The organism is Curtobacterium sp. YC1, assembly GCF_016267665.1.
Lineage (GTDB): Bacteria > Actinomycetota > Actinomycetes > Actinomycetales > Microbacteriaceae > Curtobacterium.
The window spans coordinates 2,826,358-2,842,853 of sequence record NZ_CP066341.1; the positions used below are offsets into that span (position 1 = coordinate 2,826,358).

Here is a 16,496-nt window from a genome sequence, read left to right on the forward strand (position 1 = left end):
GAGTGCGCCAAGCCTGCCCCCATCCCGGGCGTGTCGCGTTGTGCAACACGCGTCGCCCGCACGCAGCGATGCCCGGTTCCACAGGGGAACCGGGCATCGCGAGGGATCGAGGAAACGGCGATCAGCCGAGCGTCACACCGGCCAGGGTCTTCTTGCCCCGGCGCAGCACGAGCACTCCCCCGGGCAGGGCGAGGTCGGACAGCGGGGCGGCCGGATCGTCGGCTCGGACGTTGTTGACGTACACGCCGCCCTGGTCGATCGCACGACGGGCCTCGCCGAGGGACTTCACGAGTTCGGTCTCCACGAGCGCCCGCGCCACGTCGGCACCGGGATCGAGCGTCGCCGAACCGGGCAGCTCCGCGATCGCGGACCGCAGGGTGTCCGGGTCGAGCGCACCGAGGTCTCCGTTGCCGAACAGCGCCGCCGCGGCATCGATCGCCGCCTGCGTCGCGGCGACCCCGTGCACGAGCGAGGTGACCTCGAACGCCAGGGTCCGCTGGGCCTCCCGTCGGAAGGGCTCGTCGGCGACGGCCTGCTCGAGCCGTTCGATCTCGGCCCGGGTCAGGAACGTGAACTCACGGAGACGTGCGACCACGTCGGCGTCCGCCGTGTTGAGCCAGAACTGGTAGAGCGCGTACGGCGACGTCATCTCGGCGTCGAGCCAGATCGCGTTGCCCTCGCTCTTGCCGAACTTCGTGCCGTCGGCGTTGGTGATCAGGGGCGTGCCGAGGGCGTGGACCGTCGCCCCCTCGGAACGACGGATGAGCTCGGTGCCCGAGGTCAGGTTGCCCCACTGGTCCGACCCGCCGGTCTGCAGCGTGCACCCGTACTGCCGGAAGAGCTCGCGGTAGTCGAGCCCCTGCAGGATCTGGTAGCTGAACTCGGTGTAGCTGATCCCGGCGTCGGAGCTCAGTCGGGCCGCGACCGCGTCCTTCTTGAGCATCGAGTTGACGCGGAAGTACTTGCCGACGTCACGCAGGAAGTCGATCGCCGACATCGGTGCGGTCCAGTCGAGGTTGTTCACCAGGCGGACGCCGTTGTCGCCGTCGGGGCTGAGGAACCGGGACACCTGGGCCTGCAGCCGGGACACCCACTCGGCCACGGTCTCCGGGGTGTTCAGCGTCCGCTCCGCCGTGGGGCGGGGATCGCCGATGAGCCCGGTCGACCCGCCCACCAGCGCGAGTGGCTTGTGTCCGGCGAGCTGCAGCCGGCGCATGGTCAGGAGCTGCAGGAGGTTGCCGCAGTGCAGCGACGGCGCGGTCGGGTCGAAGCCGCAGTAGTACGTGATCGGATCACCGTCGAGGGCCGCCTGCAGCGCGGCCTCGTCGGTCGAGACCTGCACCAGGCCACGCCACCGCAGTTCGTCCCACACCGAGTCGAAGGTGGGATCGTTCTGCTGGCGCGTCAGGACGTCGTGGGCGGGAGCACTGGACACCCCGCCATCGTAGCGGCGACGGACGTCCGGCAGGCGCGCTCGGCCGGGAGGCCCGTGGTCGCGTTCATGAGTCGACGGCGCCCTTGTGCCGTCGGTACGCCGAGACCGTCGGGTCGCCCGTCAACCAGAAGCGCCAGGGGTACCGCACCCCGCCGGCGATGCCGCCGACGCCGGTGCGCGGCCCGCGCGAGATCCGCGGCACCGGACCGCCCCCGCCGGGGGCGGGAACGGTCTCGGACAGGAGCGCGTCGATCACGGGAGCCGGACCGGCGGAGGCGATCCGCGCCTCCAGACCAGGTGCCAGGGTGAGCACGAACGGGCCGGAGCCGTCGAGCAGTGACGTGCCGTCGTCCTCGCCGAGGACGGCACCGAGGGCGCCGCCGAGGTTGCCGGGCCCCCGCGCCAACGCGACGTCGTCGACGGCCGGGCCACGACGCGCTCGTGCCACGTCGAGGCCGTCGACCACCTCCGCACCGCGGAGCAGCGATCCCGACGACGTCCCCACTGGTCCGCTCACCACGTTGACGCACGTGTGGATGCCGTACGACCGGTAGGCGTACAGGGTCCCGGGCGGTCCGAACAGGTGGCGGTTGCGCGGTGTCGGACCGCGGTGCCCGTGCGAGCCGGGGTCGGTGGGGCCGGAGTAGGCCTCGACCTCGGTGATGCGCAGCGTCACGCCCCGGCCGGCGATCGTCGCACCGAGCAGGGCCGGCGCGGCGATCGGGGCCACCTCGGCGAGGAGGGCGTCGATCCCGGCGGTCATCGGGAGAAGGGCGCGCCCTCGGCCAGGTCGTGCACACGCCGCGTGAACGCGGCGAGCTGATCGGCCACCCGGTCGGGAGCCGTGCCACCGACGCCGGAACGCGACGCGACGCTGCCCTCGATCGTCAGGACGCCCCGCACCTGCGGGGTGAGGTGCTCGGACACCGCGCGGTACTCGTCGTCGGTGGGCTGGTCGAGCTCGAGCCCGCGCTCCTCGCAGTACCGGACCAGTGCGCCGGAGACCTCGTGGGCGTCGCGGAACGGCACGCCCTGGCGGACCAGCCACTCGGCGACGTCCGTGGCGAGCGAGAAGCCCTGCGGGGCGAGCTCGGCCATCCGCTCGGTGTCGAAGGTCAGTGTCGCGATCATGCCGGTGAAGGCGGGCAGCAGCACCTCGAGCGTGGCGACCGAGTCGAAGACCGGCTCCTTGTCCTCCTGCAGGTCGCGGTTGTAGGCGAGCGGCAGCCCCTTGAGGGTCGCGAGCAGGCCCGTCAGGTTGCCGATGAGCCGACCGGACTTGCCGCGCGCGAGCTCGGCGATGTCCGGGTTCTTCTTCTGCGGCATGATGCTCGAGCCGGTCGAGAACGCGTCGTGGAGCCGGACGAAGCCGAACTCCTTCGTGTTCCAGAGGATGACCTCCTCCGACAGTCGCGAGACGTCGATGCCGATCTGCGCCAGGACGAACGCGAACTCGGCGACGACGTCACGGGCGGCGGTCGCGTCGATCGAGTTGTCGGCCGGGCGGTCGAACCCGAGCTCGGCAGCGATGGCGGACGGGTCGAGACCGAGCGAGCTGCCGGCCAGGGCACCGGCACCGTACGGGCTGACGCTCGCGCGTCCTGCCCAGTCGCGAAGCCGCTCGAGGTCGCGGACCAGGGGCCATGCGTGCGCGAGCAGGTGGTGCGCGAGGAGGACGGGCTGTGCGTGCTGCAGGTGCGTGCGCCCGGGCATGATCGCGTCGGGGTGCTCGGTCGCCTGCTGGGTGATCGCGTCGACGAGGTCGATCACGAGCCGGCCGATGCGCCGCCCGTGGTCGAGCATGTGCATGCGACCGAGGGTGGCGATCTGGTCGTTGCGGCTGCGGCCGGCGCGGAGCTTGCCGCCGAGCTCGGGGCCGAGGTCGGCGATGAGCAGGCGTTCCAGTGCGCCGTGGACGTCCTCGTCGGTGTCGTCGGGCTGCAGCGTGCCGTCGGCGTGCGCGGCCTCGAGCCGGTCGAGGCCGGCGAGCATGCGCTCGAGTTCGTCGGCCGTCAGGTAGCCGGCGGTGTGGAGCGCGCGGGCGTGGGCACGGGAGCCGGCGATGTCGTAGGGGGCGAGCTGCCAGTCGAAGTGCGTCGACTTCGAGAGCGCGGCGAGGGCGGCGCTCGGGCCGTCGGCGAAGCGGCCGCCCCACAGGGCACCGGTGTTGGTGGCGTCGGTCTTGTCGTCGGTCATGTCGTCCTGCGTCGTTCGGTGGTGCTGGATGAGGGTCAGTTCTGTGCCGCGTCGCCGCGGGTGGCGATGGGGGTCAGTTCGCGGCGTCGCGGCGGGCGGTGATCCTGCCGGGCAGCGACCAGAGCTCGGTGAAGCCCCTGGCCGGGGACCGGTCGGGCTCGTCGCCGGCCTCGGACGTCGCCAGGTCGAAGTCGTACAGGCTCTGCTCCGAGCGGCGGCCCGTCACGGTGGCACGACCACCCTGCAGCCGCAGCCGGACGTCGCCGGAGACGTGCTGCTGGGTGTGCTCGAGGAAGGCGTCGAGACCGCGCTTCAGGCCGCCGAACCACAGCCCGTCGTAGACCAGGCCGGCCCACTCCGCCTCGACACCGCGCTTGTAGCGGAGGACGTCGCGCTCCAGGGTCAGGCTCTCGAGCTCCTCGTGGGCGGTGATGAGTGCGATGGCCGCCGGGGCCTCGTAGACCTCGCGCGACTTCGTGCCGGTGAGGCGGTCCTCGACGACGTCGATGCGTCCGACGCCGTGCTTGCCCGCGACGGCGTCGAGCTCCTGCACGAGCCGCAGGACGCTGAAGCGCTGGCCGTCGAGCGCCACGGGGACGCCGCGGTCGAAGGTGATCGTCACCTCGTCGGCCTGCTGCGGGACGGCCGGGTCGTGCGTGGAGGCGTAGAGCGCTTCGGCGGGGGCGGTCCACGGGTCCTCGAGCGCCACGGACTGCACCGAGCGGCCCCACAGGTTCTGGTCGACCGAGTGGTGCGAGGACTCGACGTGCGGGACCGGGAGCCCGCGCTCCTGTGCGGCGGCGATCGCCCGGTCGCGGTGCAGCCCGAGGTCGCGCACCGGCGCCAGGGTCCGGAGGTCCGGGGCGATCGCGGCGACGGCGGCCGCGAAGCGGACCTGGTCGTTGCCGACGCCGGTGCACCCGTGCGCGACGCTGTCGGCACCGAGCTGCTTCGCCGTCAGGGCGAGGTGCTTGGCGATGAGCGGTCGGCTCAGCGCGGACACCAGGGGGTACCGCTTCTGGTGGAGCGCGTTGGCCCGGAGCGCCGGCACGACGTACTCGTCGGCGAACTCGTCCTTGGCGTCGACGACGAGCGACTCGACGGCACCGCAGTCGAGTGCCCGCTGCCGCACCACGTCGAGGTCGTCGCCCTGGCCCACGTCCACCGCGAGGGCCACCACGTCCTTGCCGGTGGCGTCACGCAGCCAGCCGATCCCGACGGAGGTCTCGAGACCGCCGGAGGAGGCGAGGACGACGCGGTCAGCCACTGGTGTTCCCCGGTCCGCTAGTCGTTGGCGAGCAGCCAGGCCAGCAGTGCCTTCTGGGCGTGCAGACGGTTCTCCGCCTCGTCCCAGATGATGCTGCGCGGCCCGTCGATGACGTCGGCGGTCACCTCGTAGCCACGGTCGGCCGGCAGGCAGTGCATGAAGACGGCGTCGTCGGCGGCGTGCGCCATGAGCGCGTCGTCGACCCGGTACCCCGCGAAGGTGTCCAGGCGCGACTGCTTCTCGGCCTCCTTGCCCATCGACACCCAGGTGTCCGTCACGACGACGTCGGCACCGGCGACCGCCGCGACCGGGTCGGTGACGACGAGGACGGACCCACCGGTCACGGCGGCACGGTCCTCGGCGTCGGTGACGACCTGCGCCGACGGGGCGAACTCGGCCGGGGCCGCGACGCGGACGTGCATGCCCGCCGTCGCACCGGCGAGCAGGTAGGACTGCGCCATGTTGCTCGCGCCGTCACCGATGAACGCCACCGTCTGACCCGCGAGGGTGCCGCGGTGCTCACGGATGGTGAGCAGGTCCGCCAGCAGCTGGCAGGGGTGGAAGTCGTCGGACAGCGCGTTGACCACGGGGACCGTCGTGCCGGCGGCCATCTCCTCGAGCCCGGCCTGCCCGTAGGTGCGCCAGACGATCGCGGAGACCATGCGCTCGAGCACGCGGGCGGTGTCGGAGGGGGTCTCCTTGCCGCCGAGCTGGCTGTTGGCGGTCGAGATGATGAGCGGGCTGCCGCCGAGGTCCGAGATGCCGACGTGGAAGGACACCCGGGTGCGGGTCGACGACTTGTCGAAGATGACCGCGACGCTCTGCGGCCCGGCCAGGGGCTGCTCGGCCCAGCGGTCGGCCTTCATGCGGTCCGCGATGTCGAGGATCGCGGACTGCTCGGCCTGGCTGAGGTCGTCGTCCCGGAGGAAGTGGCGGGTCATGCGGAGGTCTCCTGGCTGGTGGTGCCCTGCTCGGCGGCGACCGCGGCCAGGCTCTGCCCGAGGATCGACAGGAACTCGTCGATCTCGGCGTCGGACACGATGAGCGGCGGCGCGATGCGCAGGCTCGACTCGTTGGGGGCGTTGATGATGAGGCCGCGTTCGAGTGCCGCGGCGTTGACGAGGGGGCCGACCGGGCCGGTCAGACCGACCCCGATGAGCAGGCCGGTGCCGCGGACCTCCTCGACCAGGGGGGAGCCGATCGCGCGGATGCCCTCACGGATCCGTTCGCCCTTGACCACGGCGCCCGCCACCAGGTCGGCGCGCTCGATCTCCTCGAGCACGGCATTGGCGACGCGGGTGCCGAGCGGGTTGCCACCGAAGGTCGAGCCGTGCTGGCCGGCTGAGAACAGGTCGGACGCCCACCCGAAGGTCACGAGGGCGCCGATCGGGAAGCCGCCGGCGATGCCCTTGGCGACCGTGATGGCGTCCGGGGTGATCCCGTGGCCCTGGAACGCGAACCAGTTGCCCGTCCGGCCGACACCCGTCTGGATCTCGTCGAGGATGAGCAGTGCGCCGTGCTCCGCGGTCAGTCGGCGTGCCGCCAGCAGGAAGCCCTCGGGCAGGTCGACCACGCCGGCCTCGCCCTTGATGGGTTCGAGGATCAGGGCGGCGACGGAGTCGTCGATCGACGCTTCGAGCGCCTCGACCGAGGTGTCGATGTGCTCGACGCCGGGCACCATCGGCAGGAAGTCCTGCTGCAGCGCGGGCTTGCCGGTGAGCGCGAGGGCACCCATCGTCCGGCCGTGGAAGCCCTGCTTGAGCGCGACGATCCGCGTCTTCGTGCCGTCTGCGCCCTTGTTGAGGCGGGCCAGCTTGAACGCGGCCTCGTTCGCCTCGGCGCCGGAGTTGCCGAAGTACACGCGACCGGCGTCGCCCGCACCGGTGATGCGCTTGAGGCGTTCGGCGAGCTCGAGCTGCGGCGGGGTGGCGAAGTAGTTCGACACGTGCACGAGCTTGGCCGCCTGGTCGGCGACGGCCTCGACCAGGGCGGGGTGCGCGTGCCCGAGGGAGTTCACGGCGATGCCGGCGAGGAAGTCGAGGTACCCGTTGCCCTCGACGTCCCAGACGCGACAGCCCTGGCCGCGCTCGAGCATGATCTTCGGCGGGGTCAGGGATCGCATGAGCGACGCCCCGAACCGGTCGTTCCAGGTCTGGGTCTGCGTCTCGGTGCTCACTGCTGCTGTCCCTTCTCGGTCGCGCCGGCCACGTGCTGGCCGGTGCTGCTGTCGATCGACGGCGACGCCACGCGTCGGCCGATCTCGGCGTGGGTCATCTGGTTCTCGGTGCGACGGCTCGGGTCCGGGATCACCTCGGTGCCCGCACCCCGCAGGGTGAAGACCTCGAGCAGGATCGAGTGCGGGATCCGGCCGTCGATGATGGTCGCACCGCCGACGCCGCCGACCACGGCGTCGAGGCACGCGGTCATCTTCGGGATCATGCCGGACTCGAGGGTCGGCAGGAGCTCGCGGAGTTCGTCGACGGCGATGAGGTCGACGATCGAGTCGCGGTCCGGCCAGTTGCGGTACAGCCCGGGGACGTCGGTGAGCATCATGAGCTTCGACGCACGGAGCGCGATCGCCAGCGCACCGGCCGCGGCGTCGGCGTTCACGTTGAGCGCCTGGTCCGGGTGGGCGTCGTCGATCGCGATGCTCGAGACCACCGGGATCCGGCCGGCCTCGATCGCGGCGAGCACCCCGGACGGGTCGACGTGGGTGATGTCCCCGACGTGCCCGAGGTCGTACTCCTGCCCGTCGACGACCACGCCCTTCTGCTCGCCGGTGAACAGCGAACCGCCGTCGCCGAACACGCCGACGGCCAGGCCCTCGCCGTGCTCGTTCACCAGGTCGACGATCTCGCGGTTCACCTCGCCGGCCAGGACGTCGCGGACGACCGTGATGGCCTCGGTCGTGGTGACGCGGTAGCCGCCGCGGAACTCGGACTCGATGCCCTGTTCCTTGAGCGCGGCGGAGATCTGCGGCCCGCCACCGTGCACGACGACCGGGTGCAGACCGGCGTAGCGCAGGTAGACCATGTCCTCGGCGAACGCGCGCTTGAGGTCGTCGTTCACCATGGCGTTGCCGCCGAACTTGACGACGACGATCTTGCCCGAGAACCGCTTCAGCCAGGGCAGCGACTCGATGAGCGTCGCGGCCTTGACGGCGGCGAGCTCGTGCTCTTCCTGCTTGCTCAGGTCGCCCATCAGCTGGAGTACGCGCTGTTCTCGTGCACGTAGTCGTGCGTGAGGTCGTTCGTCAGGATCGTCGCCGCGTGCGTGCCGACCCCGAGGTCGATGCGGACGTGGGTGTCACGCGGGGTCAGGTCGACGGTGTCGCTCGGCTCGTCCGGCGCGCCCGCGTGGCAGACCCGGACGCCGTTCATGCTGACGTCCACCTGGTACGGGTCGAACTCGGCGTCGGTCGTGCCGATCGCCGCGAGCACCCGACCCCAGTTCGGGTCGTTGCCGAAGACCGCGGCCTTGAACAGGTTGTTCCGGGCGACGCTGCGCCCGACCGTGACGGCCTCGTCCTCGGACACCGCGCCGGTGACCTCGATCGTGATGTCGTGGCTCGCGCCCTCGGCGTCCTGCTGGAGCTGCCGGGCGAGGTCCGCGCACACCGCGGTCAGCGCCTCCTGGAAGTCGCCGACCTCGGGGGTCACCCCGCTCGCACCGGAGGACAGCAGCACGACGGTGTCGTTGGTCGACATGCAGCCGTCCGAGTCGACGCGGTCGAAGGTCACGCGGGTCGCCGCGCGGAGCGCCTGGTCGAGCTGCTCCGCGGTCTGCACGGCGTCGGTCGTGATCACGACGAGCATCGTCGCGAGCCCGGGGGCCAGCATGCCGGCGCCCTTGGCCATGCCGCCGACCGTCCAGCCGTCCTCGGTCACGACGGACTGCTTCGGCGTCGTGTCCGTGGTCATGATCGCGACCGCAGCGTCGGGGCCGCCGTCGGCCGCCAGCGCGGCGCTGGCCAGGTCGACACCGCGCAGCACGCCGTCACGGAACGTCTGGTCACCGCGGCCGATCAGGCCCGTCGAGCAGACGACGACGTCGCCGGCACCGATGCCGAGGGCGTCGCCGACCGCTTCGGCCGTCATGTGCGTGGTCTGGAACCCGAAGGGTCCGGTGAAGCAGTTCGCACCGCCGGAGTTCAGGACGACGGCGCGCGCGACGCCGTCACCGACGACCTGGCGGGACCAGATCACCGGGTGCGCCTGGGCGCGGTTGCTGGTGAAGACCGCGGCCGCCGCGGCGTCCGGTCCGTCGTTCACGACGAGTGCGACGTCGGGCTTGCCGCTCGCCTTCAGGCCGGCGGTCACGCCCGCAGCGCGGAAGCCCGCTGCCGCGGTGACGCCCTGGAGGCCCGGCTTGGTCTGGGTGGTCGTTCCTGCGTCGGTCACGGTGCGACTCCGTCCACGCTGAGGCCCGTGGTCTCGGGGAGACCGAGGGCGATGTTCGCCGACTGCACGGCGGCGCCCGCCGTGCCCTTGGCGAGGTTGTCGAGGGCACTCACCGCGACGACACGACCGGCGGCCTCGTCGACGGCGATGCCGACGAGTGCGGTGTTCGCGCCGATGGTGTCCGCGACGCGCGGGAACTCCCCCTCGGGCAGCAGGTGCACGAAGGGCTCGTCGGCGTAGGCCTGCTCCCAGGCGAGTCGCACGTCGCGCGCGCTCACGCCGGGCGAGAGCTTGGCGGTGGTGGTTGCCAGGATGCCGCGCGCCATCGGCACGAGCACGGGCGTGAACGAGATCGTCACGTCCGCTGCGCCGGCGACCTGCAGGTTCTGCTGGATCTCGGGGACGTGCCGGTGGGTACCGCCGACGGCGTACGCACTCGCCGACCCCATGATCTCCGCCGCCAGGTAGGTGTTCGCGAGCTTCTTGCCGGCACCGCTCGGGCCGACGCTGAGCACCGCGACGAGGTCGTCCGACTCGACCAGGCCGGCCTGGACACCGGGCTGGATGCCGAGCGTCACCGCGGTGACGTTGCACCCGGGAACCGCGATGCGCTTCGTGCCGACCAGGGCGGAACGCTGCTTGCCCTGGGAGACGATGTCGTCGACGTCCCGCCACTCCTCGGCGGAGCCGGGCGTGGGCGCCGCGAGCAGGAGTTCGGGCAGCCCGTACGTCCAGGCGCCGAAGTACTCGCCGCCGTAGAACCGCTCCCACGCCGCCGGGTCCGTCAGCCGGTGGTCCGCGCCGCAGTCGACGACGAGGGTGTCGTCCCCGAGCTCGGCGGTGATCGCCCCCGACTGTCCGTGCGGCAGCGCCAGGAACACCACGTCGTGTCCGCGGAGGGTCTCGGCCGTGGTCTCGACGAGCGTCAGGTGCGACAGCGAGCGGAGGTGCGGCTGCGTCGCGATCAGGGGCTGTCCGGCGTTCGAGAACGCCGTCACCGTCCTGACGTCGAACTCGGGGTGGGCGGAGAGCACGCGCAGGAGCTCGCCGCCCGCGTAGCCGGACGCTCCCGCCACGGCGACGGATACGGACATGGGATTCCACCTTTGGTCGGACTGGTCGTCGAGGAGTCGGAGGCGGCGACCCCGGGCGGTGCTGATCCCGTCGTGGGTCAGTCGCGCAGGGTCGCCCCGAATCGCTCGCCGGCACGTCGGACTGCGCCGTCGCGGGCCTCGGTGGCCTCGGCAGCGGTCAGCGTGCGGTCCGTGGCGCGGAACCGCAGGGCGAACGTCAGGGACTTCTGTCCCTCGTCCACGCCCGTGCCCCGGTAGTCGTCCACGAGCCGAGCATACTCCAACAGGTCTCCCGCGCCAGAGCGCACGGCGTCCAGGACGTCACCGGCCGGCACCTCCGTCGCGACGACGAGCGAGAGGTCCTGGGTGGCCGCGGGGTAGGACACGATCGGTCCGACGGCGACGAGCTCCGGAGCGGCTCCGACCAGGGCGTCGAGGTCGAGTTCGACGACGGCCACCACGCGGGGCAGCACGGCGGCCTCGGCCAGCTCGGGCAGGAGTTCGCCGGCGACGCCCACGACGGTGCCGTCCACGAGCAGCGACGCGGCGCGGCCCGGGTGCAGCGACGGGTGGGTGGTCTGGGCGACGGTCAGCTCGACGCCGACGGCCCACGCGATCTGGTGCGCGGCGTCGATCGCGTCGGCGATGCCGTAGGGCACGGCCGTCACGCCCGGCTGCTTCACGACGCGGTTGCCCGTCAGGAGCGCGGCGACGTGGAAGGGCTGCGCGGGCAGTGACGCGTCGAGTGCCTCGAGCGTGGCGCGGTCGGGGCGGACCGCACCGGCGGGGACGGTGTCGGTGCCGAGGGTCGCGTCGGTCTCCGGCAGGAACACCCGTGACGTCTCGTAGAGCGCGACGTCGACCAGCCCGCGGGCCACGTTGCGGCGCGCGGCGTCGACCAGCGCGGGGACACCGCTGCGGCGGAGCAGGTTCTGCTCGCTGTCCAGGGCGTTCGCGAGCACGACGCTCGGACCACCCTGCGGGTCGATGCCGGGGTAGGCGGCCTGGGTGGCGGCGGACACGAACGGCGCCGTCACCACCTCGACCAGACCGGACGCGGCGAGGGCCGCTGCGACCCGGCGGCGGGCGCGCTGGTGCACGGTGAGGCCGCGGCCGGGCGGGGCGACGGGCAGCACGCTCGGGATCCGGTCGTAGCCGACGATGCGCGCGACCTCCTCGACGAGGGTGGTGTCGTCGGTCAGGTCGGGGCGCCAGGTGGGCGGGGTGACCGCGAGCTGTTCGCCGTCGACCTCGACCGCCGCACCGATCGCCCGGAGCGTCTCGATGACCTCGGCGTCGGTGTACTCGACGCCGACGAGCTCGGCCGGACGGGACAGGCGCATCGGGACGGTCGACCGCGGCTCGGTGTCGACGAGCGTCGACCCGAGGGCGTCCGCCGTACCGCCGGCGAGCTCGACGAGGAGCTCGACGGCACGGTTCGCCGCGGCCTCGGCCACCTGCGGGTCGACTCCGCGCTCGAAGCGACGGGATGCCTCGCTGGGGAGCTTGTGGCGCCGAGCGGTGCGGGCGATCGAGACCTGGTCGAAGCCAGCGGCCTCGATGAGGACGTCGGTCGTGCTCGCCGAGATCTCGGTGCGGGCTCCGCCCATCACGCCGGCGAGGCCGACGGGACCGTCGTCGTCGGTGATGACGAGGTCTTCGGGGTCGAGCGTCCGGACGGTCCCGTCGAGTGTCTCGAGGGTCTCGCCGGCAGCTGCGCGGCGGACACCGAGCCCACCGCGGACGGTCTGCAGGTCGTAGCCGTGCAGGGGCTGGCCCAGCTCGAACATGACGTAGTTCGTGATGTCGACGGGCAGCGAGATCGACCGCACACCGGCGAGTGCGAGACGCGACACCATCCAGGACGGTGTCTTCGCAGCCGGGTCGATCCCCCGCACGACGCGCGTGACGAACGTGGAGGCGCCCACCCGACCGCGGGTCGGGGCCTGGTCGTCGATCGTGACCCGGAAACCCTCGGCGGTGCGGGGCGCGACGCGGTCGACCGGGTCGCGGAAGCTGGCGCCGGTGGCGTGGGCGTACTCGCGCGCGACGCCGCGCATGCTGAGGACGTAGCCGCGGTCCGGGGTCACGTTGATCTCGACGGCGGCGTCGTCGAGGCCGAGGAGCGCGATGGCGTCCTGCCCGACCTCCGGCTCCATGCCGAGGTCGGCGAAGCGCAGGATGCCGTCGTGCTCGTCGCCCAGGCCGAGCTCGCGGGCCGAGGCGATCATGCCGTCGGACACGTGCCCGTAGGTCTTGCGGGCGGCGATCGGGAACGGACCGGGCAGCACGGCGCCGGGCAGCGTGACGACGACGAGGTCGCCGACGTCGAAGTTGTGCGCGCCGCAGACGATGCCGCGCGGCTCGGCCTCGCCGACGTCCACCTGGCACCAGTTGATGGTCTTGCCGTTCTTCTGCGGCTCGGGCACGCGCTCGAGCACCCGGCCGACCACGACGGGTCCGGTCAGGTCGAACGTGTGCACGGCTTCTTCCTCGAAGCCGACCGACACGAGTGCCGCGTGGACGTGCTCGAGGGTGACGTCCTCGGGCAGGTCGACGGACTCACCGAGCCAACGGAGTGGGACGCGCATCAGACCACCGTTCCGAACTGCTGCGAGAAGCGGATGTCGCCCTCGAGGAAGTCACGCATGTCGTTCAGGCCGTTGCGGAACTGCAGCGTCCGCTCGATGCCCATGCCGAAGGCGAAGCCCTGGTACTCGTCCGGGTCGATGCCGGCGGCACGCAGGACGTTCGGGTTGACCATGCCGCAGCCACCCCACTCGACCCACCGCGCGCCACCCTTGGCGTTCGGCTGCCAGACGTCCATCTCGGCGCTCGGCTCGGTGAAGGGGAAGTAGTTGGGGCGGAGACGGATCTGCGCCTCGGCGCCGAACATCTGGCGCGCGAAGTGCTCGAGCGTGCCACGCAGGTGCGCCATCGTCAGCCCCTTGTCGATCGCGATGCCCTCGACCTGGGTGAAGACCGGCAGGTGCGTGGCGTCGAGCTCGTCGGCACGGTAGACGCGCCCCGGGGCGATGACGTAGAGCGGGAGCTCACGGGACAGCAGCGACCGCACCTGCACCGGGGACGTGTGCGTGCGCATGACCAGGTGCCGGTCGACCGGCTCGACGAAGATCGTGTCGGCCATCGCCCGGGCCGGGTGGTCGGGATCGAAGTTCAGGGCGTCGAAGTTGAACCACTCGTGCTCGAGCTCGGGCCCCTCTGCGACCTCCCACCCCATGCCGACGAAGATGTCGGCGACGTCCTCGTTGAGGAGCGACAGCGGGTGGCGCGACCCGGTCGGGCGGTGCGTCGGCAGTGCCGTGACGTCGACCCGCTCGGCCTCGAGCCGGGCGCGTTCCTCGGCCACGGCGAGGACGGCTTCCTGTTCGGCGATCGCCCCGTTCACCCGGCCACGGGCCTGACCGACGAGCTTGCCGGCCGCGGCCTTCTGCTCCGGCGGCACGCTGCGCATCGACGCGTTCATCCGGGCCAACGGCGACTGCTCACCGGTGTGCTCGGACCGGGCCTGCTTCAGTTCGGCGACCGTCGTCGTGGCACGGACGGCAGCGAGGGCCGCGTCCACCGCGTCGGCGACGGCCGATTCGCTGATCTCGAGAGGTTCTGACACGAGACCCAAGCCTACCGGCCCCTGGGATACCGCCGTCCTGTACCGGACGGACGCCTACGCCGTGCGGAGCGCGAACGCCGACTCGTACAGGCACACCGACGCAGCGGTCGCGAGGTTCATCGACTCCGCCTGCCCGTAGATCGGCACCTTCACGGCCCGGTCGACGAGGGCGAGGTCCTCGGCGGTGAGCCCGCGGGCCTCGTTGCCGAAGACCCACGCGGTCGGACCGTCGAGCATGCCCTCGGCCCGGACGACCGGCAGGTCGTCGCCGGAGACGTCGGCCGCGAGCACCGTGTAGCCCAGGGCCTTCGCCCGCCCGATCGTGTCGGCGAGGGTGACGCCGACCGACACCGACACGTGGAACAGCGAGCCCGTGGTGGACCGGACGACCTTCGGGTTGTACGGGTCGACCGAGCGCCCGGTCAGCACGACCGCGTCGGCGCCGGCGGAGTCGGCGGCGCGGATGATCGTGCCGGCGTTCCCCGGGTCCCGCACCTCCTCGAGGATGGCGACCAGTCCCGGCAACGCGTCGGGCTCGTCGGACGCACCCCGGGCCTCCAGGCCGGCGTCGTCGCCAGCGCGACGGTCGGGGAAGACGTCCTTGACGGAGGTCGGGAACTGCTGGCAGACGGCGACCACGCCCTGCGGGGTGACGGTGTCGGCCATCGCGTCCAGCACCTGCTCCGTCACGAACCAGGTGTCCACCGGGGCGTCGTCGAGGCCGTAGCGGGCGGCGGCCGTCGGGGTGACGTAGAGCTCCCGGAGCAGCTCCGGGCCGTACTCCAGCGCTTCACGGACCGCCTGCGGGCCCTCCAGCAGGAACAGGCCGGTCTCGGCCCGCACGTCCTTCTTGGCCAGGGCCGCGACGGCCTTCACGCGTCCGGCACGGGGGTTCTCGAGGAGATCGCTCACGACCCAAGTCTAGGAACGACGAAACCCCCGCCGTGCGGCGGGGGTTTCGCGAGCAGGAGATCCGACTACGCGGCCTTCGGGGCCGAGGTGTCGGCCGGGAGGGCCTTCTTCGCGGTCTCGACGAGCGCGGTGAAGGTCTCCGGGTTGTTCACGGCGAGGTCGGCGAGGATGCGACGGTCGACCTCGACGCCGGCCAGGTTCAGACCCTGGATGAGGCGGTTGTAGGTCAGGCCGTTCGCACGGGACGCAGCGTTGATGCGCTGGATCCAGAGGCGACGGAACTCGCCCTTCTTCGCGTGACGGTCGCGGTACGCGTAGACGAGGGAGTGGGTGACCTGCTCCTTGGCCTTGCGGTACAGGCGCGAACGCTGGCCGCGGTAGCCCTCGGCGCGCTCGAGGATGACGCGGCGCTTCTTGGCGGCGTTGACCGCTCTCTTTACTCGTGCCATTGCACTATTCCTTTACGTTCCGGGGGCTCAGTGGCCGAGGAGCTTCTTGACGTTCTTCGCGTCAGCCTTGGAGAGGACCTGGTCCTCGTTCAGGCGGGCCTTGCGCTTGGCGCTCTTGACCTCGAGGTTGTGACGCATACCGGCCTGCTGCTTCATGATCTTGCCGGTACCGGTGACCTTGAAGCGCTTCTTCGACCCGGAGTGGGTCTTCTGCTTGGGCATGGTGGTGCCTTTCCGTGGGATGGATGGGGGGCCGCGTCGTTGCGGGGTCGGTCCGGGGGACCTACTCGGCCGGGGCGTCCGTGGACGTGGCTGCGGCCTCGCCCTCCGGCTTGCCCTTGGCGGCGTGCTCGGAAGCGCGGCGCTCGGCCTTCTGTGCAGCACGCTTGGCGTTCTGCTCGCCCTTGACGTCGGACTTGTTCTTGAGCGGGGCGATGATCATCGTCATGTTGCGGCCGTCCTGGGTAGGACGCGACTCGACGACACCGAACTCGGCGATCTCCTCCGCGAACTTCTGGAGGAGACGCACACCCTGCTCCGGACGCGACTGCTCGCGGCCACGGAAGAGGATCATCGCCTTCACCTTGTCGCCGCCGAGGAGGAACCCCTCGGCGCGCTTGCGCTTCGTCTCGTAGTCGTGCACGTCGATCTTCAGGCGGAAACGGACCTCTTTCAGGTCCGTGTTCACCTGGTTGCGACGGGCTTCCTTGGCCTTCTGAGCGGCCTCGTACTTGAACTTGCCGTAGTCCATGATCTTGGCCACGGGCGGCTTCGAGTTCGGCGCGACCTCGACCAGATCCAGTTCGGCTTCCTGCGCGAGACGCAGTGCCATGGCGATCGGGACGACGCCGACCTGCTCACCCTGCGGACCGACGAGTCGGACTTCGGGAACGCGGATTCGGTCGTTGGTACGGGGATCGGTGATGCGGAGCTCCTTCAATCAGGTGGTGGCCGTCCGGGGCGTATGCCCTGGACGACAGCACGAGAGAGGAGATCTGACGCACGGGATGTCGACCCGTTCGGCAGCCGCCCTGCATCGGGCCCGTCGGACCCGACCGACGAGTGCAGCACGTGCACCCGCGGAGCGGTGGTGACCCGGTAGCCTGGTGGAACGCGGCCGCGGGTGGGAGAGA

Annotated in this window: 15 protein-coding genes; all 15 read right to left on the reverse strand. The window is 71.6% G+C overall.

All coding sequences use genetic code 11. The annotated features are described in order from the left end of the window. Nucleotides 1–121 precede the first annotated feature (121 nt). The 15 genes from tyrS to infC all read right to left on the reverse strand — a co-directional run bounded on the left by tyrS (nt 122) and on the right by infC (nt 16,303). Nucleotides 122–1,435, reverse strand: a complete 1,314-nt coding sequence (gene tyrS / locus I8920_RS13290) for a tyrosine--tRNA ligase (RefSeq protein ID WP_198656778.1) — start codon at nt 1,433–1,435, stop codon at nt 122–124. Between the two features lie 64 nt (nt 1,436–1,499). Continuing rightward, complete coding sequence (locus I8920_RS13295; RefSeq protein WP_198656779.1) at nt 1,500–2,198, reverse strand: DNA-3-methyladenine glycosylase; 699 nt, start codon at nt 2,196–2,198, stop codon at nt 1,500–1,502. Then, nucleotides 2,195–3,631, reverse strand: a complete 1,437-nt coding sequence (gene argH, locus I8920_RS13300) for an argininosuccinate lyase (protein WP_198656780.1) — start codon at nt 3,629–3,631, stop codon at nt 2,195–2,197. The genes I8920_RS13295 and argH overlap by 4 nt, the downstream gene beginning before the upstream one ends. A gap of 73 nt (nt 3,632–3,704) precedes the next feature. Further along, on the reverse strand, nt 3,705–4,898 hold the full coding sequence (locus I8920_RS13305) for an argininosuccinate synthase (RefSeq protein WP_198656781.1): 1,194 nt from the start codon (nt 4,896–4,898) through the stop codon (nt 3,705–3,707). A 17-nt stretch (nt 4,899–4,915) separates the two neighbouring features. Beyond that, a complete protein-coding gene (argF, locus tag I8920_RS13310) occupies nt 4,916–5,839 on the reverse strand; it encodes an ornithine carbamoyltransferase (RefSeq protein ID WP_198656782.1) in 924 nt (307 codons plus the stop codon). Then, nucleotides 5,836–7,074 carry an acetylornithine transaminase gene (locus I8920_RS13315; protein WP_198656783.1) on the reverse strand — a complete coding sequence of 413 codons (1,239 nt, stop codon included), beginning with the start codon at nt 7,072–7,074 and terminating at the stop codon, nt 5,836–5,838. The genes argF and I8920_RS13315 overlap by 4 nt, the downstream gene beginning before the upstream one ends. Continuing rightward, nucleotides 7,071–8,099, reverse strand: a complete 1,029-nt coding sequence (gene argB / locus I8920_RS13320; RefSeq protein WP_198656784.1) for an acetylglutamate kinase — start codon at nt 8,097–8,099, stop codon at nt 7,071–7,073. The genes I8920_RS13315 and argB overlap by 4 nt, the downstream gene beginning before the upstream one ends. Continuing rightward, the gene (gene argJ / locus I8920_RS13325) at nt 8,099–9,298 is read right to left on the reverse strand and encodes a bifunctional glutamate N-acetyltransferase/amino-acid acetyltransferase ArgJ (protein ID WP_198656785.1); all 1,200 of its coding nucleotides are present in this window, start codon (nt 9,296–9,298) and stop codon (nt 8,099–8,101) included. Before argJ ends, argB begins: the two co-directional genes overlap by 1 nt. Further along, nucleotides 9,295–10,392, reverse strand: coding sequence for an N-acetyl-gamma-glutamyl-phosphate reductase (locus tag I8920_RS13330; RefSeq protein WP_198656786.1), 1,098 nt, complete (start codon nt 10,390–10,392; stop codon nt 9,295–9,297). Before I8920_RS13330 ends, argJ begins: the two co-directional genes overlap by 4 nt. A 77-nt stretch (nt 10,393–10,469) precedes the next feature. Beyond that, nucleotides 10,470–12,962 carry a phenylalanine--tRNA ligase subunit beta gene (gene pheT / locus I8920_RS13335; RefSeq protein WP_198656787.1) on the reverse strand — a complete coding sequence of 831 codons (2,493 nt, stop codon included), beginning with the start codon at nt 12,960–12,962 and terminating at the stop codon, nt 10,470–10,472. Further along, entirely contained in the window at nt 12,962–14,002 is a 1,041-nt protein-coding gene (gene pheS / locus I8920_RS13340) for a phenylalanine--tRNA ligase subunit alpha (RefSeq protein WP_198656788.1), read from the reverse strand. The genes pheT and pheS overlap by 1 nt, the downstream gene beginning before the upstream one ends. A gap of 54 nt (nt 14,003–14,056) precedes the next feature. Further along, entirely contained in the window at nt 14,057–14,914 is an 858-nt protein-coding gene (locus tag I8920_RS13345; RefSeq protein WP_198656789.1) for a TrmH family RNA methyltransferase, read from the reverse strand. A gap of 65 nt (nt 14,915–14,979) precedes the next feature. After that, a complete protein-coding gene (gene rplT / locus I8920_RS13350) occupies nt 14,980–15,363 on the reverse strand; it encodes a 50S ribosomal protein L20 (RefSeq protein ID WP_017887975.1) in 384 nt (127 codons plus the stop codon). Nucleotides 15,364–15,390: 27 nt separating this feature from the next. Further along, the gene (rpmI, locus tag I8920_RS13355; protein ID WP_056120818.1) at nt 15,391–15,585 is read right to left on the reverse strand and encodes a 50S ribosomal protein L35; all 195 of its coding nucleotides are present in this window, start codon (nt 15,583–15,585) and stop codon (nt 15,391–15,393) included. Nucleotides 15,586–15,646: 61 nt separating this feature from the next. Further along, nucleotides 15,647–16,303 carry a translation initiation factor IF-3 gene (gene infC / locus I8920_RS13360; RefSeq protein WP_198656790.1) on the reverse strand — a complete coding sequence of 219 codons (657 nt, stop codon included), beginning with the start codon at nt 16,301–16,303 and terminating at the stop codon, nt 15,647–15,649. Nucleotides 16,304–16,496 lie beyond the last annotated feature (193 nt).

Bases quoted from the DNA above. Each gene is read 5' to 3' on its own strand.
- argH (WP_198656780.1), bottom strand. From the start codon at position 3,631: ATGACCGACGACAAGACCGACGCCACCAACACCGGTGCCCTGTGGGGC.
- I8920_RS13295 (WP_198656779.1), bottom strand. From the start codon at position 2,198: ATGACCGCCGGGATCGACGCCCTCCTCGCCGAGGTGGCCCCGATCGCC.
- argB (WP_198656784.1), bottom strand. From the start codon at position 8,099: ATGGGCGACCTGAGCAAGCAGGAAGAGCACGAGCTCGCCGCCGTCAAG.
- rpmI (WP_056120818.1), bottom strand. From the start codon at position 15,585: ATGCCCAAGCAGAAGACCCACTCCGGGTCGAAGAAGCGCTTCAAGGTC.
- rplT (WP_017887975.1), bottom strand. From the start codon at position 15,363: ATGGCACGAGTAAAGAGAGCGGTCAACGCCGCCAAGAAGCGCCGCGTC.
- pheT (WP_198656787.1), bottom strand. From the start codon at position 12,962: ATGCGCGTCCCACTCCGTTGGCTCGGTGAGTCCGTCGACCTGCCCGAG.
- argF (WP_198656782.1), bottom strand. From the start codon at position 5,839: ATGACCCGCCACTTCCTCCGGGACGACGACCTCAGCCAGGCCGAGCAG.
- I8920_RS13330 (WP_198656786.1), bottom strand. From the start codon at position 10,392: ATGTCCGTATCCGTCGCCGTGGCGGGAGCGTCCGGCTACGCGGGCGGC.